Consider the following 20830-nt stretch of genomic DNA (forward strand, 5'->3'; position numbering starts at 1 on the left):
AATTTTCGGGATAGCCCTACGGAATGCTCAGGTCCGCCGCATCTCCTGGGTCCGTGGGGTTCGGTCGGCCGAAGCGCGGTTTGAGTGGCCTCCTCGTTAGCGCCGCGTTTCGGTCGACCACCAAGTCAAACGGCCAAGCCCTCTTTGGTCTTTGACTTGCCGACCAGCCCCGTAGTCCACGCAGGAGCTACCCCGCTTAACCTGCATGGCTGCGGGGTTGGTCATTTCTGGGCCTGCCGTCCCGAGGGGACGGCATTTGGCGGATAATCTGGAAAAATCGAAAATCTGAAGCGTGCCGCGGAGCGGCCTCTGCCGGGCAGGGCAGCTACTTGATCTTCGCTTCCTTGAATTCGACGTGCTTGCGCGCGACGGGATCGTACTTCTTGAGCGCGAGCTTCTCGGTCGAATTCCGCGGGTTCTTCTTGGTGACGTAGAAATACCCAGTGCCCGCGCTGCTTACGAGCTTGATCTTCTGTGTGATCGGCTTAGCCATTTTTCTTCCTTGATCGGGCAGATATGCGCGGAGCGCACCCTACTCGGTGGTCTTGCGAAGTCAAGACCGATTGGCGTCACGACTGCGCCGGTGGATAGGAGACCGGCTCGCCGGGGCGGCCGGGGTCCGATTCATCGAGATCCTCGACGTGATCGGGGTCGAATCCGTGCATCAGCAGGGCCCATTGGAGCCCGATAAGGCCGCCTTTGATGGGGGGCAGCAGGAGAAGCGATAGGATCACCGTGAGGGGGAGCCAAAGCACCCAATGCACCCAGAGCTCGGGCCGGTACGCCATCTCGACGGTCATCATCGATCCCACCACGACATGTCCGACGATGGAGATGGTGACGTAGGGCGGAGCGTCGTCCGCCCGGTGATGATGAAGCGCCTCGCCGCACTGGCCGCAATGATCGCTGACCTTCAGGTACTTGCGGAAGACCTTGCCTTCGCCGCAGGCCGGACAGCGGCAGAGCGTGCCGCGCCAGAGGGCCTCGCCCCAGCGGCGTTCGCCGGTGCTGCGGCCATCGATCTGGGCGGGCTTGGTCTGGGTCACGTCCGCTTGGGTCGCGTGTGACATCATTTCCTCCAAATTGATTGGGGCGAGAGTAGCGCGGCGGATCGGTCGCCGCCAGTCACGGCGGTGCTATCGTTTGCCGCTGCCGGACCGGCTGGCAGGCTTGCGCTTGCCCGGCTTGGCACCGGGCCGCTTCGACTTGCCGCGACCACGGCCCCCGGGTTTGCCGCGCGCCCCGGTCCGAAAACGGCGGTGGCGTGCACCGCTCGGCTTGATGCCGATCTGCTTTCCTTCGGTGAGAAGCTCGAAGCGCAGAGCGCCCGCCGTCGGGATCGCCTCGACCAGCTTCACATCCACCATATCGCCGAGCTGATAGGCGCGGCCGGTGTCCTCGCCCACAAGGGCCCGGTGGGCCTCATCGTGATAGTAATACTCGTCGCCGACGGTCGAGGCGGGAATGAAGCCGTCGGCGCCCGTCTCTTTGAGCTGCACGAAAAGCCCCGAGCCCGTCACGCCGGAGATCTTGCCGTGGAAGCGGGCGCGACCCGGTCGGCGAGGAAAGACGCGATGAGCCGGTCGACGGTCTCGCGCTCCGCCGACATGGCCCGGCGCTCGGTATCGGAGATCTGCTGCGCCGTCTCTTCCAGCCGCTCGATCTCGGCATCGGTCAGCCCGCCCGATCCCAGCCCCAGGGCGCGGATCAGCGCCCGGTGGACGATGAGATCCGCATAGCGGCGGATGGGCGAGGTGAAGTGGGCATAGCGGCGGAGATTGAGGCCGAAATGGCCGTAATTGCCCGGGGTATATTCCGCCTGGGACTGGCTGCGAAGCACGACTTCCTGAACCAGGTCGGCGACCGGCGTGTCCTTGGTCATGTCCAGGATGCGGTTGAACTGGGCCGGCTTCATCACGCCCGCCTTGGCGAAGCTGATGTCGAGAGTGCGCAGGAAGTCTGAGAGGGCGGCGACTTTCTCGTCCGACGGCGCATCGTGGACGCGGTAGACGAGGGGGGTGCTCTCCGCCTCGAGGGTTTCGGCGGCGGCGACATTGGCCGCGATCATGCACTCCTCGATGAGACGATGGGCCTCCAGCCGGGGCGGGGTGACGATGTCGGCGACCTCTCCCTTATCGTCGAGCTTGATCTTGCGCTCCGGCAGGTCGAGATCGAGGGGGGCGCGCTTGTCGCGGGCCTTGGCCATGGCCCGATAGGCCGTCCAGAGCGGCTTCAGGACGGGCTCGAGGAGCGGTCCCGTCTGATCGTCCGGGTTGCCGTCGATTGCAGCTTGGGCCTGCTGGTAGGTCAGGCTCGCCGCTGAGCGCATCATGCCACGCATGAAGCGGTGGCTCTTCTTGTGACCGCCGGCGTCGTAGACCATACGCACCGCAAGGCAGGGGCGGGGCTCGCCTTCGACCAGGGAGCAGAGATCGTTAGAGATGCGCTCGGGCAGCATGGGGACCACGCGGTCCGGGAAATAGACCGAGTTGCCGCGGGTGCGGGCCTCCTTGTCGAGGGCACTGCCCGGCGTCACGTAGGCCGAGACGTCGGCGATCGCCACCATGACGATATGGCCGCCCTTGTTGTCCGGATCGTCGTCGGCCTCCGCCCAAACCGCATCGTCGTGGTCGCGGGCATCGGCCGGGTCGATGGTGACCAACGGGATTTGGCGCAGATCCTCTCGGCCTTCCATGCCGGGAGGCGTGGCCGCTTCGGCCTCCTCGAGGGCGGCTTGCGGGAAGACATCCGGGATCCCGTGAGCGTGGATGGCGATCAGGCTCGTGGCGCGCTGGTCTTGAGGATTGCCGAGCCGTTCCACAATCCGGGCCGTACCCGAGCCGTAGCGCGGCGAGCGCGACATCTCGAACCGGACGAGTTCGCCGTCCTCAGCCTCATTCCGATCGGTGCGCGGTACCCGAAACTCTTTCAGTTGCTTGCGGTCGACCGGATCGATGACGCCGTCCTCGCCCCGATCGCGATAGATGCCCAGCAAAGTGCGCGGACCGGTGGAAAGCTTCTTTATGGGCCTGGCGAGATAGGGATAGGTATCGTCGTTCAGCCTCTCGATGCGGGCGAGCACACGATCGCCGACGCCCGCGGCCTCGCTGCGCTGACGGCTGCCGGCCACGAGGATGCGGGGCGGTGGGCCGACTTCCTCGTCCCAGGAGGCGGGTGTGGCGACGAACTCGCCGTCCTCGTCGCGTCCGGTGATGCGGACCACCGTGACGGGCGGCAGCTCGTCCGGCTTCTGGAGCTTCTTCTTGGAGCCTGCGATGAGACCTTCGTCGGTCATCTCCCGCAGCAGGGCCTTCAAAGGGATGCGAGCCGCGCCCTTGATCCCGAATTCGCGCGCGATCTCGCGCTTGCCGACCTTCTCATCGCTCGACTGAATGAAGTCGAGCACCTGCTGCTTGCTCGGAAGCGAGGCCGGTTTGCTCACGCCGGACGGCTTTATGCCGGCTGGCCTTTTGCGTGACGGTTTGTTGCGGGTCGGTTTTGGATTTGCCAAAGGGGCTTATTCGGCCGTCTCTTCGACGGTCTCCTCGCTGCCGTTCTTCTTCTCTGCGGACTTCTTGGACGTCGATTTCTTTGCCGTCGCCTTCTTCGCCGTGGCCTTCTTGGCTGCCGGCTTTTTGGCCGTGGATTTCTTCGCGCTCTTCTTGGCGCCGCCCTTGCCGGTTTTCTCGGCGCGGTCCGCGATCAGCCGCACCGCCTCTTCCATGGTGACCGATTCCGGCTCCTTGTCCTTGGGCAGGGTGGCATTGATCTTCTCGTGCTTCACGTAGGGGCCGTAGCGGCCGCTCATCACCTGGACGGGCCCCTTCAGCTCCGGATGCTCACCGAGCTCCTTCAGCACGGTACCGCCGCGCTTGGCGCGTGAGGCAGCCTTCTCGGCCAGCAGGCTGATGGCGCGGTTGGCACCGACGGTGAAAACCTCTTCGGGGCTCGACAGGCTGGCATAGGTCTTCTGGTGGTGGACATAGGGGCCGTAGCGACCGAAGCCGGCCGTGATCGGTTCGCCGGTCTCGGGATGCTTGCCGATCTCGCGGGGCAGCGAGAGCAGCGCAAGGGCGCGCTCCAGATCGATGGCCGAGACATCGTCGCCCTTGGGGATCGACGCGCGCTTCGGCTTCTCGCCGTCCTTGGCCTCGCCAAGTTGGATATAGGGGCCGAACCGGCCATCTCTCAACGTGATCTCCATGCCGGTCTCGGGATCCGAGCCCAGCACCTTGCCGTCGGCGGAAGCTGCCGCATCGCCCTTATCGCCGGTCTCGGCGAGCTGCCGCGTGTAGCGGCAGTCGGGATAGTTCGAGCAGCCGACGAACGCGCCGAATCGGCCGACCTTCAGGCTCAGCTGGCCGTCGCCGCAGGCGGGGCAGGCGCGGGGGTCCTTGCCCGGTTCGGTCGGGGGAAAGATATGAGGCCCGAGAATCTCGTTGAGAGCATCGAGCACCTGGGCGATGCGAAGATCGCCGATTTCTTCCACCGCGCCGGTGAAGTCGCGCCAGAAATCGCGCAGGACCTCACGCCAGGCGAGATCGCCGGCGGAGATACGATCGAGCTTCTCCTCCAGATCGGCGGTGAAGTCGTATTCCACATAGCGCTCGAAGAAGCTCTTCAGGAAGGCGGTGACCAGGCGGCCCTTGTCCTCCGGATAGAGACGCTTCTTGTCGAGGCGCACATATTCGCGGTCCCGCAAGACATTCATGGTGGCCGCATAGGTGGACGGCCGGCCGATGCCCAGCTCCTCCATCTTCTTGATGAGGGTCGCCTCGGTGTAGCGGGGCGGGGGCTGGGTGAAATGCTGCTCCGGCAGGATCTCGCGGGCCTGGAGCTGATCCTTCTCGGCGAGGGGCGGGAGAACCGCGCTGTCGTCGCCGTCCTGATCGTCGCGGCCCTCGTCGTAGAGCTTCAGGAAGCCGTCGAAGCGGATCACCTGGCCGGTGGCGCGCACGCCGTAAGTCTTACCATCGCTGCCAGCGACATCGATATCCACCGAGGTGCGTTCGATCTCGGCGCTTGCCGCCTGGCTGGCCAGGGTGCGCTGCCAGATCAGCTTGTAGAGCTTGGCGGCATCGGACTGGAGGTAACGAGCGATGCGGTCCGGCTCCTTGGTGAAGTCGGTCGGGCGGATAGCCTCGTGGGCTTCCTGGGCGTTCTTGGCCTTGGTCTGGTAATGGCGCGGAGAGGGCGGCAGGTAGCGATCGCCATAGAGGCTCGCCAGACGCTTCCGGCAGGCGGCGATGGCCTCGGGCACGATCTGCACGCCGTCCGTACGCATATAGGTGATGAGGCCTTCCGTCTCACCGCCCATATCGACGCCCTCGTAGAGCTGCTGAGCGATCTGCATGGTGTGGCGGGGCGAGAAGCCGTATTTGCGCGAGGCTTCCTGCTGCAGGGTCGAGGTCGTGAAGGGCGGGTACGGATTCCGCTTGGTCGGCTTCTTCTCGACCTGGGCCACGGTGAAGCGGCCGCCTTCCAGGGCCGCCTTCAGCTTGGTGGCGGTCTGCTCGTCCGGGATGTCGAACTTGTCGAGCTTCTTGCCGTCTGCGGCGGCCAGGCGCGCCTTGAAGGTCTCGCCCTGGGTGGTCGCGAGCTCGGTCGTGATGGACCAGTATTCCTGGGGCTTGAAGGCCTCGATCTCCATTTCGCGGTCGCAGACCAGCCGCAAGGCGACGGACTGCACGCGGCCTGCAGAGCGGGAGCCGGGCAGCTTCCGCCACAGGACGGGCGAAAGGGTGAAGCCCACGAGATAGTCCAGAGCGCGCCGCGCGAGATAGGCGTCGACTAAGGGTTCGTCGATCTTGCGGGGGTGAGCAATGGCGTCGAGCACCGCTTCCTTCGTCACCGCGTTGAACACCACGCGTTCGACGTCGACGCCTTTCAGAGCCTTTTTGCCGTCCAGAACCTGAAGGACATGCCAGGAGATGGCCTCGCCTTCGCGGTCGGGGTCGGTTGCGAGGATCAGCTTGTCGGCGCCCTTCACGGCGCGGGTGATCTCGTTCAGGCGCTTGGCCGATTTGGGATCCACATCCCAATGCATCTCGAAGTCGTTATCGGGCAGGACGGACCCGTCCTTCGACGGCAGATCCCGGACATGACCGTAGGAGGCCAGGACCTGATAGTCCGAGCCGAGATATTTGTTGATGGTCTTCGCCTTAGCCGGCGATTCCACGATGACGATATTCATCCGGTTCCTGCCTGGGAGATTCTGGGACGGCCTGTCTTGACGCGTCTGGCCGTAGCCCTGCTACGCGCGAAAATGGTGTCTCGCGGTCAAGGTGTCAATTTCCGCTCTTTCAGGCGGTTGACAACTCAAAGGCGTATCAAATAATCAATACAACCATTAGTCGTATCTCGGCGAGTCTTCGCGTATCGGGGGTATGGGGTCTGATTCTCCACGAGGACAAGCTGACAGGGCTGGGTCGAAGCAATAATCCGGGCCGAAAACAAAGCCCGAAAGCGCGTAAGAGGACAGGCGTGCCCAAAAGGGACGATACACCGGTTCAAGATTGAGCGCGCCGAAGCAGCCGACTATCTCGCCGGCATGCTGAAAGGCCTCAAGGATGTGGCAAACGGCGCGGAACTGCGGTTCCTCGCCTATCTTATAGAGGTCGCGATGGAAGAAGCCCGGGCCGAAAAGGTCAGGATCGATTCGCGCTGAGGCGGCTTCACTCCTCATCCACCACGGAAACGAGCTGCTGGCCATGGCGTTCCAGCCGGCCTGCAAGGTCCAGCTCAAGAAGCACGATCTGGACTTTGCGGGCCGCGATTCCCGTGGCTCGGATCAGCTCGTCGATATCGATGGGGCTGGGGCCGAGGGCAGAGAGAATGATCTCGCGCTCGGACTGCTCGATATCGGGCAGGGGCTCCGGATGCTCGTCGGCTGCTTCCAATGACCGCGGCGGTTCCGGGCGGCGGCCGATCACGGGAGCCAGCGCTTCGAGGATGTCGGCGGCGCCGGTGATCAGGGTCGCGCCGTCCTTCAGGAGCGCGTTGGTGCCGGCGGCGCGCGGATCAAGCGGGCTGCCCGGCACGGCGAAGACGTCGCGGCCCTGCTCGCCGGCAAAGCGGGCCGTGATCAGGGAGCCGGACCGTTTGGCGGCCTCGATCACGGCGACGCCCAGAGATATGCCCGAAATCAGACGGTTGCGGCGCGGGAAGTCCTGGCCGCGGGGCTTGAAGCCGGGCGGCCGTTCGCTGATCAGCAGACCGTCCCGTCCGATGGCCTCGTGCAGCTCGGCGTTCTCCGGCGGATAGATATTGTCGATGCCGCCCGCGAGCACGGCGATGGTCCCCCGTTCCAGGCTCGCGCGATGGGCGGCGGTGTCGATGCCGCGGGCGAGGCCGGAGGCCACGACGATACCCTCCATGCCCAGCTCGGCCGAGATTTGCCGGGTGAATTTCTGGCCGATGGCGGATCCGTTCCGTGCACCGACGATGGCGACGATGGGGCGGTCGGCGAGCTCCGGCCTTCCCTTGATATAGATGAGGGGCGGGGGCGCTCGACATTGGCGAGGCTCGGAGGATAGCCGGGCTCGCCCGTGACCACAGGCTCGGCGCCGATCCGCCGCGCCGCGGCGAGCTCGCGCTCGGCATCCTCGTGCTTGCAGATGCGGATCGATGGGCGGCCGCCGCGCCGGGAGAGCTCGGGCAGAGCTTCGAGCGCGGCTTCGGCGCCGCCGAACTGGTTGACCAGGGCGCGGAAGGTGGCAGGGCCGACATTCTCGGTGCGGATGAGACGCAACCACGCCAGCCGCTGGGTCTCGGTCAGGCGGGGACGCGGTTCGTTGCCGGTCTCACCGCTGTCCAATGCGCGTCTCCTCGCCGCGGATAAGACGGGCGATATTGCCTTGGTGGCGCAGGATGAGGAGCACGCTCAGCACCACCGATGCGATCACGAGGGGCGGCGATGCGGTATAGGCGAGCACGGCGGGCGTGACCAGGGCGGCGACGAGGGCGGAGAGTGACGAGTAGCGCGTGGTGAAGGCGATCAGCAGCCAGACCGCGCAGAAGAGCAGGGCGGCGGGCCAGTAAAGGCCGAGCAGGACGCCGATATAGGTCGCGACGCCCTTTCCGCCGCGGAAGCCGAGCCAGATCGGAGCGAGATGGCCCAGGAACGCGCCGATGCCGGCGACGATCGCCGGAATCGGGCCGAGAAAATACATGGCGAGGAGGACGGGGATCGTGCCCTTGAGCACGTCGCCGGCGAGGGTCGCGGCGGTAAGCCACTTGTTGCCCGTGCGCAGGACGTTGGTGGTGCCGATATTGCCGGAACCGATCTGGCGGAGATCGCCCAGCCCCGCGGCGCGGGTGAGGATCAGGCCGAACGGTATCGAGCCGCACAGATAGCCGCCGAAAAACGCGGCCGCGTAGACGAGCGCAAGGCTCCAGCTAATCTCCGTCACGAGAGCTCCCCCCAAAGGTCTCTCCGAATCGCGTCCGGCTAGACCTCGCCGGGTGCGGATTCAGCGTAGTTGTAGACGACGCGGCCTGCAACGAGGGTTGCGAGCGGACGCCCTTGGAGCCGCGCCTGGTCGAAGGGTGTGTTCTTCGATTTCGAGTGCAAGGCCTCCGGATCCACCACCCAGGGCGTGTCCAAGTCGATCAGCACCAGATCCGCCGGTGCGCCGATGGCGAGCCGTCCCGCCTCCAGCCCCAGAATGCCGGCCGGATTTGCGGTCATGGCCCGGAGCAGGGTGGTCAGCGCCACTTCCTCGTTGTGATGGAGGCGCAAGGCGACGGCGAGCATGGTTTCCAGGCCCACCGCGCCATAGGCGGCGTCCGCGAAGGGATGACGCTTCACATCGGCATCCTGGGGATCGTGGGCGGAGACGATGACGTCGATATCACCGGAGGCGAGCCCCTCGACCATGGCCTGGCGGTCGTCCTCGGCGCGCAGGGGCGGGCGCATTTTGAAGAATGTGCGGTAGGGGCCGATATCGTTCTCGTTGAGCGCGAGGTGGTTGATGGAAACCCCGCAGGTGACGGGCAGCCCCTTCTCCTTGGCGGCGCGGACGATCTCGAGGGAGGCCCGGCAGGAAATCTCGGCGGCGTGGTAGCGGGCGCCGGTCATCTCCACGAGGCGGATGTCGCGCTCCAGCATGATGGCCTCGGCGGCGGACGGGATGCCCTTGAGCCCCAGCCGCATGGAAACCTCGCCGGAGTTCATCACGCCGCCCTCCGCAAGGGCCGGCTCCTCGACGGCGTGCATCACGAGGATGTCGAAATCCTTCGCGTAGGCCAGGGCGTTGCGCATCACCTTGGCGTTGGCGAGGCTGCGCTTGCCATTGGTCGCGGCGATGGCGCCTGCGGCCTTCATCAGTCCGATCTCGGTCATCTCCTCGCCCCGCAGCCCCTTGGTCAGGGCAGCGAGGGGGTGGACATTGACGGCACCGGTGTCCCTGGCGCGCCGGAGGATGAAGTCCACCAGGGCGACATCGTCGATCACGGGATCGGTGTCGGGCATGGAGAGGATGGAGGTGACCCCACCCGCCGCCGCGGCCCGGCTCGCATCGGCCAAGGTGCCGCGATGCTCATGGCCGGGCTCGCCGGTGAACACCATCATGTCGATCAAGCCCGGCGCCAGGACATGGCCGCCGCAATCGATCACCGCGGCGTCGCCGCCGGCCTCGCCGTGAATATGGCGGCCGGTATCGGCGATCTCTCCGTTGGCGATCAAGACCCCGCCTTGCTCGTCCAGCCCCGTGGCGGGGTCGATCAGACGGGCATTGACGAAGGCGATCCGGTCCGGCGTTTCGCCCGGCCTCAGGGCTGGATCGTCGATCGGCATCGGCATTACTTCCGCAAATGAGGGACGAGGGCCTGCAAGACCGCCATACGGACGGCGACGCCCATCTCGACCTGCTCGTTCACGACGCTGCGCTCGTCGTCGGCGACGGCGGAGTCGATCTCCACGCCCCGATTCATAGGGCCGGGATGCATGACGATGGCGTCGGGCTTGGCGAGCTTGAGCTTCTCCTGGTCCAGGCCGAAGAAGTGGAAATATTCGCGCTGGCTCGGGATCAGGCTGCTGGTCATGCGCTCGCGCTGGAGCCGGAGCATCATGACCACGTCGCGTCGGCGAGGCCTTCCTCCATGGAGGTGTAGACCTCGACGCCCAGCTTGTGGATGGCGCTGCCGAGCAGGGTCGAAGGACCGATGACGCGGACGCGCGCCCCCATTGTGTTCAGCAGCAGGATATTGGAGCGGGCGACCCGGCTGTGCAGGATGTCGCCACAGAGCGCCACGATCAGGCGAGAGATGCGGCCCTTGTGACGGCGGATGGTCAGTGCGTCGAGGAGCGCCTGGGTCGGGTGCTCGTGGGCGCCGTCGCCGGCGTTGATGACCGAGCAATCGACCTTCTGGGACAGCAGCTCCACCGCGCCGGCGGCCTGATGGCGCACGACCAGAAGATCCGGCCACATAGCGTTCAGGGTCACAGCGGTATCGATCAGCGTCTCGCCCTTCTGTACGGACGAGGTGGGGATCGACATGTTCATGACATCCGCGCCGAGCCGCTTGGCGGCGAACTCGAACGAGCTCTGGGTGCGGGTGGAATTCTCGAAGAAGAGATTGATGAGGGTCCGGCCGCGCAGATCGGTGCGCACTTCTCCGGGGCGCCGGATCGACTTCGCCGCGTCTTCCGCCAGATCGAGCAATCCCTCGATCTCGGGGGCTTTCAGCCCCTCGATGCCAAGCAAATGGCGATGGGGAAAATCGAGTGTGGTGGAAGGTGAAGCGGCGCTGCTCATCAAAAGCCACTCTATAGACCTGAGCTCCGGAGCCGACAAGACAGAGAAGCTCACGTCGTCAACCTCTCCTTAACGGTGCTGACATGTAAATGCGCTTCAGAGGGACCGGCGGCGGCAACGCCTGCTGCCGCACAGGTTGCAAAGTGCTCGAATTGGCGTCGAGGGATTTACCGCCAGTTGCGAATCACTGAGAATGCAAGAATTCCGAAGCTTATCCGAGATAAGCGCTGCATGTCTGGCGGAGGCTGCAGCGTAAGGGGCCAGATTAGATCATGATGAGCTTACCGTTTTTCCTATTTGCTTGCGGGCTGGGCGCTGCCTGGTCGGACTGGCGCAACATGGCAATGGGCTTTTGGTTCGCCGGTCTGATTACTTTGCTGGTGCTGTTCCGATTCCATGCCACGGAAGTTCTGAATATCGGCCTGTAACGGACGGCGCCCAAGATGACCCCGGCAAATGCATTGCGACTGAACGCTCTTGGCTTGCTCGCCATCTGCATCGTCCTGTCATTTGCTTTCGCCGACCAGCTTCTTTTTGACGATCTACCTTGCCCGCTCTGCCTGCTGCAGCGAATGGGGTTCTTCGCGGCCGGATTCGGGATCGCGCTGAACCTGGTCCTGCGGGTGAGGACGGCGCACTACGGTATGGCGATCCTCGGGGCGCTGTGCGGTGGCGCGATTTCTCTGCGGCAGGTCGCGCTCCATGTGGTGCCTGGCAGCGGTGCCTATGGCGACGCCTTCCTCGGCTATCACTTCTACACCTGGGCGTTCATCGTCTTCTGCCTGATCATCGCGGGCACCGGGCTCATGCTGCTGTTCGAGCGGCAGTTCGCCGGCGAGCCTGAGACGTCGGATCTCGTGCTGATGGATCTGCCGACTCGGCGGCTGGCCCAGACGGCGTTCCTGTTCTTCGGCCTCCTCGCGGTCGCCAACGGCGTCTCCACGGTTCTGGAATGCGGCGGCGGCCTGTGTGCCGACAATCCCACCAGCTACCAGCTTCTCGACAAGAGCTAGGGCAAACCGCTTGAAGCGTTGGATGCGCCGTTAGCACCGACCCGCTGCGATAGCTCCGATTTCTCGGTTTGCGCAGGCCGGACTGGTTGTGCTCGTCGCGTGGGTGTCCGGTTGCATCTTCAGGAAGTGAACGCGTAACCCTTTGGCAACACAAAGACTTATTCGCGGGATGGCTGTTGAATGTATCGCCCCACCGTTGCAAGCGAGAGAGATATTCGCGCATTGGGGGGCTGATAATGTATTCGAAATTCGCAGGCGTCGCGTTCGCGGCGATCGTCATAAGTGCGGCAACGCCGGCAATTGCGGGCGGGTTTGACGGCAGGTCCGTGCCGGAAGGGACAGTCGTCTCAGGGGGGAGCAGCCCGTGGTATTTCGGGGCGATGCTCGGCGCGCCGTTCTCCGGCGATGTGGAGGCGGACCTCAGCAATACGTTCGGCTCCGAAGCCGACGCCGTCATCGATTACGATTTCGACAGCGCCTACTTGGCGAAGCTCCAACTCGGCTACTACTTCGCACCGTCCTGGCGCATCGAGGCGAACCTGTCCTGGGGCGAAGCTTACGGTCCCGATTTCAACTTCAAGCAGGTGTCGCCGACCAATCTGCTCCAGGGGAACGAGCCGGGGCTCGGTACCCTGGAAGGCTGGTCGATGCATGGCGTCGTCATCCATGACTTCGATAAGCTCGGACTGCGGGCCATGAACACGCCGATCGTGCCCTATCTGGGTCTTGGACTTGGCTTCAAGGAGATGAAGGCCAACAATCTCCGGACTGCCAATCAGACCTTCTTCGTGATCGACGACAGCGACACGGCCTTCAGCGTCAACTGGGTGGCCGGTTTCGACGTGCCCGTGAGCGAGAACATATCTCTGACTGCGCGCTATAACGGCACGTATGAAAGCGGTTTCGATTTCCAGGGTTCCCGGGACGGGGGCACCCAGTACGTGTCGTCGGAAGACGCGGTGACCCACGCCATTCTCGGTGGCCTGAAGGTCAATTTCGGAGCGTTTTCGCGCTAGGGCGCACGGCTTTCAGAGCCGTTTCAACCGGTCCAGCGCGCCTTGTAGGATGTAGGCGGCGGCCATGCGGTCGACGACCTCGCCGCGGCGCTTGCGGCTGGCGTCCGCCTCGATGAGATGGCGTTCGACCGCAGCGGTGGAGAGGCGTTCGTCCCAGAACACGATGGGAAGCGTCATGTGCTGGCTCAAATTGCGGGCAAAGGCGCGGGTCGACTGAGCGCGCGGACCTTCGGTGCCGTCCATGTTGACGGGAAGCCCCAGCACGATCGCGCCGACGCCGAGCTCCTGGATCGTCTTCAGGATCGGCTGGATGTCGGCGGTGAACTTCGTACGCTTCACGGTCTCGACGGGAGTCGCGATGGATCGGCTGACGTCGGAGACCGCCACGCCGATGGTCTTGGTGCCGAGATCGAGGCCGAGCAGACGCGCATCTCGGGTAAGCTTTGCCGGCAGATCCTGAATCTCCAGAACACTCGCCGCCGTGCCGGGTTGTGACCTTGTCAACGCGTTACGCTTTCCTATAGTCGCGGCGAAGCGTGACGCCCCGCAGACCGCACAAGATTTCAGAAGAGGCTTTCATGCAGATTACCTGGTACGGCCATTCCTGCTTCCGCATCGATCTCGACGAGAAGCGCATCCTGATCGATCCCTTCCTCACCGGGAACAGCGTCTTCGAGGAAGCCGGCATCCCCGTACACGAGGTGGCCAAGGATATCACGCATCTGGTGCTGACCCACGGTCATGACGACCACACGGGCGACACGGTGTCCATCCTGAAGGAAAGCGACGCGACGCTGGTCGCAACGTTCGAGCTTGCCAGCTATCTGCAGGGGCAGGGCGTCGAGAAAGCGGAATATATGAACACCGGCGGGACCCTGGATCTCGGCGAGTTCACGATCACCTATGTCCCGGCCTTCCATTCGTCTTCCACCATGGTGGATGGGAAGCCGGTCTATCTGGGGCCGGCCTGCGGCGTTGTCATCAAGCCGAAGGACGGCAAGTGCGTCTACCACATGGGCGACACGGACATCTTCTCCGACATGGGGTTGATCAACGAGATGCATAAGCCTGCAATCGGTATGGTGCCCATCGGCGACCGGTTCACCATGGGCGCGAAATCGGCAGCGCTGGCCTGCAAGCGGTTCTTCGATTTCGAGACGGTTCTTCCGTGTCACTACAAGACCTTCCCGATCATCGATCAGTCGGCGGATCCGTTCATCGCGGAGATGGTGGGTGAAAACGTCGTGGTGCCGAAGGTGGGCGAGCCTCAGAGCTTCTAAACCCTGAAGCATCGACGCGGCTGCCTGCGGCTTGACCCGGGCAGCCAATTTCCCGATACCTTCTCCGAAATCTTCAGGCCGCCGCCGCGGTTTATTTTGCCCGGCCGGCCAATCATCCAAGCAGGCTGCTATCCAAGGTTTTTCATGTCCGTCGACCGCGCGACCGTCCACCGTATTGCCAAGCTCGCCCGCATCGCCATCACCGAAGAGGAGGCGGCGCGGCTGGAAGGCGAGCTGTCCGGGATCCTGGACTGGGTAGCCCAGCTGGACGAGATCGACACGGCCGACGTGCCGCCCATGACCCGGGTGGCCGATATGAAGATGAAGATGCGCGAGGACGTGGTGACCGACGGCGATTGCGCCGACGATATCGTGGCCAACGCGCCGGAAGCGGACGACGACTATTTCGTCGTGCCGAAGATCGTGGAGTAGGGGCGGCTTATGTCGGAACTGACGAATCTCACCATCGCCGCCGCCCGCGCCGGCCTCGACAAGAAAGAGTTCTCCGCCAAGGAGCTGGCGGAGGCCCATGTCTCAGCCATCGAAGCGGCGAACGACGCGCTCAACGCCTATGTTCTGGTGACGCCGGACCGTGCGCTCGAGATGGCCGCCGAAAGTGACAAGCGCCTCGCCAAGGGTGAGGGCGGCGCACTGGAAGGTATTCCGCTGGGCATCAAGGATCTGTTCTGCACCGAAGGCGTGGTGACCACCGCCTGCTCGAAGATCCTCGAAGGCTTCACGCCTCACTACGAATCTACCGTGACCCGCAATCTGTGGGATGCGGGTGCGGTCATGCTCGGCAAGCTGAACAACGACGAGTTCGCCATGGGCTCGTCGAATGAGACGAGCGCCTTCGGGCCAGTCGCCAATCCGTGGCGGCGCGAGGGCTCCGACGACAAGCTCGTGCCCGGCGGCTCTTCCGGTGGCTCATCCGCGGCCGTGGCCGCCAATCTCTGCATGGGCGCGACGGGGACCGATACGGGCGGCTCGATCCGCCAGCCCGCGGCGCTGACCGGCACGGTTGGGCTGAAGCCGACCTACGGCCGCTGCTCCCGCTGGGGCATCGTGGCGTTCGCTTCGTCCCTCGATCAGGCGGGGCCGTTCGCCCGCACTGTCGAGGATACGGCGCTGCTTCTGAATGTGATGGCGAGCCACGATCCGAGAGATACGACCTCGGTCGATGCACCGGTGCCGGACTTCACTGCCTCCCTGAAGGACGGCGTGAAGGGGCTGACGGTGGGCATTCCGAAGGAATACCGGATCGATGGTCTCAAGCCCGAGATCGCCAAGCTCTGGGATCAGGGGGTGGAGTGGCTGAAGGCCGCCGGCGCGACCGTCAAAGAGGTCACGCTGCCTCACACGAAATATGCGCTGCCGTCCTATTATATTGTGGCGCCGGCCGAGGCCTCGTCGAACCTCGCCCGCTACGACGGCGTTCGCTACGGCTTGCGGGTCGACGGCGACGACGTCATCTCCATGTACGAGAATACCCGGGAGGCCGGGTTCGGCGCGGAGGTGAAGCGGCGCATCCTGATCGGCACTTATGTTCTCTCGGCCGGGTATTACGACGCATATTATCTGAAGGCCCAGAAGGTGCGCACGCTGATCAAGCGCGATTTCGATCAGGCCTTCGAGGATTGCGACGTGATCCTGACGCCGACGACGCCGGGGCCGGCCTTCGCGCAGGGCGAGATTTCAGGCGATCCGCTGGAGATGTATCTGAACGACATCTTCACGGTGACGGTGAACATGGCCGGACTGCCGGGGATCTCGGTGCCGGCCGGACTTTCGGGCGAAGGGACGCCGCTGGGCTTGCAGCTCATCGGCAAGCCGTTCGACGAGGCGACCCTGCTGCGGGCCGCCCAGTCGATCGAAGATGCCGCCGGGCCGCTCAAGCGGCCCGAAAACTGGTGGACCAAGGCTGCGTAATTTTTTGAGGAGTTCGGCGATGCCGGTACCTGCTGGGCGATGTTCAAACATGGACGAGGTGCGTGAGGAGATCGACCGGATCGACCGCACCCTCGTGGATCTGATTGCAGAACGGTTTTCCTATGTGGACCGGGCGTGGCAGCTCAAGGTCTCGCCCGACGAGGCCCGGGTGCCCTGGCGGGTGCAGCAGGTCATCGACAAGGTGAAGGCCCACGCGCAACACCGCAATTTGCCGCCGGAACTGGCCGAGGCGCTGTGGCGCCAGATGATCGGCTGGTTCATTCAATACGAAGAAGAGAAGCTGCGGGCGAGCAGCGCCCAGTACGGCCCGAAGGACTGACCGCACGCGATGCAGGAGACGGTGGAAAAGAACGATCTTCTGATCGCGGGCGAGACCGGCGATTGGGAGGTGATCATCGGCATGGAGGTGCATGCCCAGGTCACGTCCAATGCGAAGCTGTTTTCCGGCGCGTCTACCGGGTTCGGTGCGGCGCCGAATTCCCATGTCAGCCTGGTCGATGCCGCCATGCCCGGCATGCTTCCGGTGATCAATTCCGAATGCGTGGCCCAGGCCGTGCGGACGGGGCTGGGGCTGAAGGCGCAGATCAACCTGACCAGCATTTTCGACCGGAAGAACTATTTCTATCCCGATCTGCCCCAGGGGTATCAGATCTCTCAGTACCAGCAGCCCATCGTGGGCGAGGGCGAGGTGATCGTCGATCTGCTCGATGGCACGCGGGTGGTGGTCGGCATCGAACGGCTGCATCTGGAGCAGGATGCGGGCAAGAGCCTGCATGATCAGCATCCGAAGAAGAGCTTCGTCGATCTGAACCGCTCCGGCGTTGCGCTCATGGAGATCGTTTCCAAGCCGGATATCCGGTCTTCGGAGCAGGCCAAGGCCTATGTCTCGAAGCTGCGCACGATCCTGCGTTATCTCGGGACCTGCGACGGCAACATGGAGGAGGGCTCACTTCGCGCCGACGTGAACGTCTCCGTGCGGCGGCCCGGCGATCCGCTGGGGACCCGGGCGGAGATTAAGAACGTGAACTCCATCCGCTTCATCGGCCAGGCCATCGAATACGAGGCGCGGCGCCAGATCGAGCTCCTGGAAGAGGGCGGCGAGGTCGTTCAGGAGACACGGCTGTTCGACGCGAAGACCGGCGAGACGCGCTCCATGCGATCCAAGGAAGAGGCGCATGACTATCGCTACTTCCCTGATCCCGATCTGCTGCCGCTGGAATTGACCCAGGACTGGGTCGACAGCCTCAAATCCGATCTTTGCGAGCTGCCGGACGAGAAGCGGGAGCGCTTTATTCGTGACTTTGGCCTGTCGCCTTACGACGCGTCCGTCCTGGTCGCGGAAAAGGAGCGGGCCGATTATTTCGAGGCGGTCGCGGATGGACGTGACGGCAAGCTCGCCGTGAACTGGGTGAACAACGAGCTGTTCGGCCGCCTGAACAAGGAAGGGTTGGGCATCACGGACAGCCCTGTCTCCGCAGATCAGCTCGGCAAGCTGATCGATCTCATCGCCGACGACACGATCTCCGGCAAGATCGCCAAGGACGTCTTCGACATTCTCTGGACCGAAGGCGGGGATCCGGCGGAGATCGTCGAAACCCGCGGCATGAAGCAGGTCACCGACACCGGCGCCATCGAGGCAGCCGTGGATGAGGTGATCGCCGCCAATCCCGACAAGGTCGAGCAGGCGAAGGAAAAGCCTCAGATGATCGGCTGGTTCGTCGGCCAAGTGATGAAGGCGACCCAGGGTAAGGCGAGCCCGCAGGCTGTGAACGCGCTGCTGAAGGACAAGCTCGGCGTGGAGGAGTAGGTTTGTCACCTCTCCCCTGCGGGGAGAGGTCGGATGCGCAGCTCCGGGTGAGGGGGGAGTAATAGCTCGATTTTCCCCTCACCCCGACCCTCTCCCCAGAGGGGAGAGGGCGCGCTCTTTCCGTAATACAATAGGAGACACCCATGACCCACGCGATGCGCGTTCACGAATACGGCGGGCCTGAGGTCATGCGCTGGGAAGAGGTCGAGATCGGCACGCCGGGCCCTGGCGAGGCGAAGATCAAGCAGAGCGCGGTGGGCCTCAACTTCATCGACGTCTATACGCGCAAAGGGCTCTATCCCCAGCCGAGCTTTCCGTTCGTGCCCGGGTTTGAAGGCGCCGGCGAGGTTCTCGCGGTCGGCGAGGGAGTCTCGGACATTGCGGTGGGGGACCGGGTGGCCTATGCGGGCGCGGTCGGCGCCTACGCCGAGGAGCGGCTGATACCGGCCGACAAGCTGGTGAAGATCCCCGACGGCGTCACGGACGAGGTGGCTGCCGCGGCGATGCTGAAGGGCATGACGGCGGAAGCGCTCCTAAAGCAGGTCTATAGGGTCGGGCCGGAGACGGTGATGCTCTATCACGCGGCCGCCGGCGGTGTCGGCCAGATCGCGACCAAATGGGCGGCGTCGCTGGGCGCCACGGTCATCGGCACGGTCGGCTCGGCAGAGAAAGCCGAGATCGCGAAGGCCAATGGCTGCGCCCATGTGATCAACTACCGGGAGACGGATTTCGTCGAGGCGGTGAAGGAGATCACGGACGGCAAGGGTGTCGATGTGGTCTACGACGCGGTCGGGAAGGACACGTTTCCGGCCTCTCTCGATTGCCTGAAGAAGCGCGGGCTTTTCGTGACTTTCGGCAATGCCTCTGGTCCGGTGCCCGATTTCAGCCCGCTCATTCTGAGCCAGAAGGGCTCTCTCTATATGACGCGGCCCTCGCTGTTCGACTATACCGGCACGCGTGAGCAGCTTCTGGCGACGGCCAACGATCTCTTCGACGCCATCGAGACCGGCAAGACGAGCATCGAGATTGGCCAGCGCTACGCGCTGAAAGATGCGGGCCAGGCGCACGCGGATCTGGAGGCGCGAAAGACCACCGGATCGACGGTGCTGCTGCCCTAGCCCGGCAGACTCCTCTCGCCAAAATATTTCTCATGGTTACGCGGAAGTGAGTTGGAAGAGTCAACAGACTCTTTCCAAATCGCCGATGTTTACCTTTGAGGCCTGAAAGAGCCCGATCTGTAAACTCAGATTACCATTCGGTTTCCAAGAAGTTATTTCGCGTTAATATCTACATTTAGACGTTGTTTATCTGACAAACCCCATCATCACCCTCGTCAACGACGCAATAACAGGCTCGCTCTTCCGAAGTTAGACTAGAAGTAATTCGGAAGTTTCGAGCAGCAGTTACGGGGGACGATCAATGGCTCGCTTTGAGATCTTTACAGAACAGACCGACACGGCCGCGACGAGCGGAGGTCCTGACGTTCTTTTCGCGCTCGGTATTCAGTATTCGACCGGCCGCGACGTGGAGGCCGATCTGGTGACGGCCCATAAGTGGTTCAATCTTGCCGCGCTGCGGGGCAACGACGAGGCCAAGCAGCACCGCAAGGAACTGGCCGAGGTGATGTCGGCGGACGAGATCGCGATGGCCCAGAAGGCCGCGCGGGAGTGGCTCTCCACTCATTAAGCGAAACAGGGAAAGCCAGGGGGGCAGTGCCGGGGGGCGCCGATCCAGAGGACAAAAACAACAAGACGGGCAAGACCAATAAGAAATGGCGCGGCCGTCAGTTGGCCGCGTCCTCGCTGCCGCAATTGAAGAAAAACGATTTCAGGCAGCGATAGGACCGGTGGGCGAAGGATTCATCGCTCTCGGGGGTTTGGGCATAGGCTGTTGGGGCAGCCGGACGTTGGTCGGACACTGGGGGGCCGGCCTGCGGTGCCACGGTTGGGGCCGTGGCTTGTGGAGGCGGGGCGTCCGGTTGGGGCGTCTCGTCCGGCCCATATCCGAAGCGCGACTTCGTCCCACTCACGACGCCCTTGCCGAGATCGAACAGGGTGGCGCGGCCTTTCTCGCTCGGCGCTTCGAACTTCTCCTGCTCGCGGGACACCCGGTCCTTGTATTGCTGCACGCCGTCGCTCTGGTTGATCGCGCCGGGCAGGGGGCCGCCACCGTAATTATAGACCTTCTGGATGCCCTGGCAGGATGGATCCCTTGTGGCGGTGCATTTGGCGTGGCCTTCGGTCTTCGTCGTGGTCAGCACGCAGAAGAGCTTCGCGGCATCGGAATATTGCGGGCCGACGCCCGTTACCTTGCAGCGATAGGTCTGGTCAGGACCCGTGCAGCGCACGCAGAACTCCGCATCTGCGGCGAATGCGGAGAGGGAGAATCCCACCAACACGCCGGCTGCGCCGGCAAGCACGGTGGTGCGAAGCGCGAGATCTCTGGCGAGGCGTTTTGGCATCGGGTCTTCGCGTGGCTCGTTGGTAGCGACAGCACGTCGAATTATAGCACAGCTTGCGCCTTCAAGCTGCCACCAGAACGCCGGTATGGGTTACCGCCGAGCCGCCTGTTTGCCTATGCCGCAGCGGTTACTGGCGACCGCTGCGGTGATCACCAGGCGTAGCGGATCCGCGCGGTTCCCGCGTAGGTGTCGTCGCCACGGCCGCGCTCCAGGCCTGGGCCACTTCAGGAGTAACGCGATCGCTCGGCGTCAGCAGGGACGGCTGAGCAAATTGGCCAGTGCTGTCCCGCATGCCCGAGACCGGGGTCGTCATCATGCCCATGAAGGAGTTCATGAGCTCGAATGCGCCTTGTCGGCTCTGGGTGTTCACCTCGCCTTCAGCTGGGCGAGGGCGTCATTCAATCCCCTTAGCGTCATATCCGCTCGGCCCCCTGAACCTTTGAATCCAAAAGCGCTGCGAAGGCGCTGCAAAGTCTGATGAAATTCGGACATGAAGAAACGTCCTTTAGCCGCCGTTGCGGAGGGGAGAGAAGCGATCGCCGGCCT

General features: G+C 63.9%; 18 protein-coding genes and 3 pseudogenes. 10 read left to right on the plus strand and 11 right to left on the minus strand.

Features of this window, described 5'->3' with window-relative positions; all coding sequences use genetic code 11:
- Positions 1 to 325 precede the first annotated feature (325 nt).
- The 8 genes and pseudogenes from rpmG to A7A08_RS00960 form a co-directional block, all read right to left on the minus strand.
- Positions 326 to 493 carry a 50S ribosomal protein L33 gene (gene rpmG / locus A7A08_RS00925; RefSeq protein WP_069093688.1) on the minus strand — a complete coding sequence of 56 codons (168 nt, stop codon included), beginning with the start codon at positions 491 to 493 and terminating at the stop codon, positions 326 to 328.
- Positions 494 to 569: 76 nt separating this feature from the next.
- A complete protein-coding gene (locus A7A08_RS00930) occupies positions 570 to 1070 on the minus strand; it encodes a DUF983 domain-containing protein (protein ID WP_083226340.1) in 501 nt (166 codons plus the stop codon).
- Positions 1071 to 1136: 66 nt separating this feature from the next.
- Positions 1137 to 3457: pseudogene (gene rnr, locus A7A08_RS00935) on the minus strand (ribonuclease R).
- A gap of 60 nt (positions 3458 to 3517) precedes the next feature.
- Positions 3518 to 6193 carry a type I DNA topoisomerase gene (topA, locus tag A7A08_RS00940; RefSeq protein WP_069093689.1) on the minus strand — a complete coding sequence of 892 codons (2676 nt, stop codon included), beginning with the start codon at positions 6191 to 6193 and terminating at the stop codon, positions 3518 to 3520.
- Between the two features lie 481 nt (positions 6194 to 6674).
- Positions 6675 to 7816, minus strand: a pseudogene (gene dprA / locus A7A08_RS00945) (DNA-processing protein DprA).
- Positions 7803 to 8411, minus strand: coding sequence for a glycerol-3-phosphate 1-O-acyltransferase PlsY (gene plsY / locus A7A08_RS00950; RefSeq protein WP_069093690.1), 609 nt, complete (start codon positions 8409 to 8411; stop codon positions 7803 to 7805). Before plsY ends, dprA begins: the two are co-directional and overlap by 14 nt.
- A 38-nt stretch (positions 8412 to 8449) precedes the next feature.
- A complete protein-coding gene (locus tag A7A08_RS00955) occupies positions 8450 to 9796 on the minus strand; it encodes a dihydroorotase (protein WP_069094251.1) in 1347 nt (448 codons plus the stop codon).
- Between the two features lie 5 nt (positions 9797 to 9801).
- A pseudogene (locus A7A08_RS00960) lies at positions 9802 to 10757 on the minus strand (aspartate carbamoyltransferase catalytic subunit).
- A gap of 272 nt (positions 10758 to 11029) precedes the next feature.
- Here A7A08_RS00960 and A7A08_RS16100 point away from each other — a divergent pair.
- The 3 genes from A7A08_RS16100 to A7A08_RS00970 all read left to right on the plus strand — a co-directional run bounded on the left by A7A08_RS16100 (position 11030) and on the right by A7A08_RS00970 (position 12786).
- Complete coding sequence (locus A7A08_RS16100) at positions 11030 to 11185, plus strand: DUF5993 family protein (protein WP_169822885.1); 156 nt, start codon at positions 11030 to 11032, stop codon at positions 11183 to 11185.
- A gap of 15 nt (positions 11186 to 11200) precedes the next feature.
- Positions 11201 to 11770, plus strand: a complete 570-nt coding sequence (locus tag A7A08_RS00965) for a disulfide bond formation protein B (RefSeq protein WP_069093691.1) — start codon at positions 11201 to 11203, stop codon at positions 11768 to 11770.
- 236 nt (positions 11771 to 12006) lie between these two features.
- The gene (locus A7A08_RS00970) at positions 12007 to 12786 is read left to right on the plus strand and encodes an outer membrane beta-barrel protein (protein WP_083226341.1); all 780 of its coding nucleotides are present in this window, start codon (positions 12007 to 12009) and stop codon (positions 12784 to 12786) included.
- 12 nt (positions 12787 to 12798) lie between these two features.
- Here the strand turns inward: A7A08_RS00970 and ruvX are convergent, their stop codons facing one another.
- Positions 12799 to 13290 carry a Holliday junction resolvase RuvX gene (gene ruvX, locus A7A08_RS00975; protein WP_069093693.1) on the minus strand — a complete coding sequence of 164 codons (492 nt, stop codon included), beginning with the start codon at positions 13288 to 13290 and terminating at the stop codon, positions 12799 to 12801.
- Positions 13291 to 13364: 74 nt separating this feature from the next.
- Between ruvX and A7A08_RS00980 the strand changes: the two genes are divergently transcribed.
- The 7 genes from A7A08_RS00980 (at position 13365) to A7A08_RS01010 (ending at position 19509) form a co-directional block, all read left to right on the plus strand.
- Positions 13365 to 14066, plus strand: coding sequence for a metal-dependent hydrolase (locus A7A08_RS00980; RefSeq protein ID WP_069093694.1), 702 nt, complete (start codon positions 13365 to 13367; stop codon positions 14064 to 14066).
- Between the two features lie 144 nt (positions 14067 to 14210).
- Entirely contained in the window at positions 14211 to 14498 is a 288-nt protein-coding gene (gatC, locus tag A7A08_RS00985) for an Asp-tRNA(Asn)/Glu-tRNA(Gln) amidotransferase subunit GatC (RefSeq protein ID WP_069093695.1), read from the plus strand.
- A gap of 9 nt (positions 14499 to 14507) precedes the next feature.
- Positions 14508 to 15995, plus strand: coding sequence for an Asp-tRNA(Asn)/Glu-tRNA(Gln) amidotransferase subunit GatA (gatA, locus tag A7A08_RS00990; RefSeq protein ID WP_069093696.1), 1488 nt, complete (start codon positions 14508 to 14510; stop codon positions 15993 to 15995).
- Between the two features lie 49 nt (positions 15996 to 16044).
- Positions 16045 to 16335: a chorismate mutase gene (locus tag A7A08_RS00995; protein ID WP_245290770.1), complete on the plus strand. Its 291-nt coding sequence runs from the start codon at positions 16045 to 16047 to the stop codon at positions 16333 to 16335.
- Between the two features lie 9 nt (positions 16336 to 16344).
- Entirely contained in the window at positions 16345 to 17823 is a 1479-nt protein-coding gene (gene gatB / locus A7A08_RS01000; protein ID WP_069093698.1) for an Asp-tRNA(Asn)/Glu-tRNA(Gln) amidotransferase subunit GatB, read from the plus strand.
- Between the two features lie 143 nt (positions 17824 to 17966).
- Positions 17967 to 18941, plus strand: coding sequence for a quinone oxidoreductase family protein (locus tag A7A08_RS01005; RefSeq protein ID WP_069093699.1), 975 nt, complete (start codon positions 17967 to 17969; stop codon positions 18939 to 18941).
- 301 nt (positions 18942 to 19242) lie between these two features.
- Positions 19243 to 19509 (plus strand): SEL1-like repeat protein, encoded by a 267-nt coding sequence (locus A7A08_RS01010; protein ID WP_069093700.1) that lies wholly within the window; start codon positions 19243 to 19245, stop codon positions 19507 to 19509.
- Positions 19510 to 19606: 97 nt separating this feature from the next.
- On the opposite strand, the gene A7A08_RS01015 is transcribed toward A7A08_RS01010, so the two are convergent.
- On the minus strand, positions 19607 to 20284 hold the full coding sequence (locus A7A08_RS01015) for a hypothetical protein (RefSeq protein ID WP_069093701.1): 678 nt from the start codon (positions 20282 to 20284) through the stop codon (positions 19607 to 19609).
- 127 nt (positions 20285 to 20411) lie between these two features.
- Complete coding sequence (locus A7A08_RS16425) at positions 20412 to 20654, minus strand: hypothetical protein (RefSeq protein ID WP_069093702.1); 243 nt, start codon at positions 20652 to 20654, stop codon at positions 20412 to 20414.
- Between the last annotated feature and the right edge of the window lie 176 nt (positions 20655 to 20830).

The sequence above is a fragment of the Methyloligella halotolerans genome (assembly GCF_001708935.1).
Lineage (GTDB): Bacteria > Pseudomonadota > Alphaproteobacteria > Rhizobiales > Methyloligellaceae > Methyloligella > Methyloligella halotolerans.

Coding starts and splice junctions, on each gene's coding strand:
- rpmG (WP_069093688.1), bottom strand. CDS start 493: ATGGCTAAGCCGATCACACAGAAGATCAAGCTCGTAAGCAGCGCGGGC.
- A7A08_RS00930 (WP_083226340.1), bottom strand. CDS start 1,070: ATGTCACACGCGACCCAAGCGGACGTGACCCAGACCAAGCCCGCCCAG.
- topA (WP_069093689.1), bottom strand. CDS start 6,193: ATGAATATCGTCATCGTGGAATCGCCGGCTAAGGCGAAGACCATCAAC.
- A7A08_RS00955 (WP_069094251.1), bottom strand. CDS start 9,796: ATGCCGATCGACGATCCAGCCCTGAGGCCGGGCGAAACGCCGGACCGG.
- A7A08_RS16100 (WP_169822885.1), top strand. CDS start 11,030: ATGATGAGCTTACCGTTTTTCCTATTTGCTTGCGGGCTGGGCGCTGCC.
- A7A08_RS00965 (WP_069093691.1), top strand. CDS start 11,201: ATGACCCCGGCAAATGCATTGCGACTGAACGCTCTTGGCTTGCTCGCC.
- A7A08_RS00970 (WP_083226341.1), top strand. CDS start 12,007: ATGTATTCGAAATTCGCAGGCGTCGCGTTCGCGGCGATCGTCATAAGT.
- A7A08_RS00980 (WP_069093694.1), top strand. CDS start 13,365: ATGCAGATTACCTGGTACGGCCATTCCTGCTTCCGCATCGATCTCGAC.
- gatC (WP_069093695.1), top strand. CDS start 14,211: ATGTCCGTCGACCGCGCGACCGTCCACCGTATTGCCAAGCTCGCCCGC.
- gatA (WP_069093696.1), top strand. CDS start 14,508: ATGTCGGAACTGACGAATCTCACCATCGCCGCCGCCCGCGCCGGCCTC.
- A7A08_RS00995 (WP_245290770.1), top strand. CDS start 16,045: ATGGACGAGGTGCGTGAGGAGATCGACCGGATCGACCGCACCCTCGTG.
- gatB (WP_069093698.1), top strand. CDS start 16,345: ATGCAGGAGACGGTGGAAAAGAACGATCTTCTGATCGCGGGCGAGACC.
- A7A08_RS01005 (WP_069093699.1), top strand. CDS start 17,967: ATGACCCACGCGATGCGCGTTCACGAATACGGCGGGCCTGAGGTCATG.
- A7A08_RS01010 (WP_069093700.1), top strand. CDS start 19,243: ATGGCTCGCTTTGAGATCTTTACAGAACAGACCGACACGGCCGCGACG.
- A7A08_RS01015 (WP_069093701.1), bottom strand. CDS start 20,284: ATGCCAAAACGCCTCGCCAGAGATCTCGCGCTTCGCACCACCGTGCTT.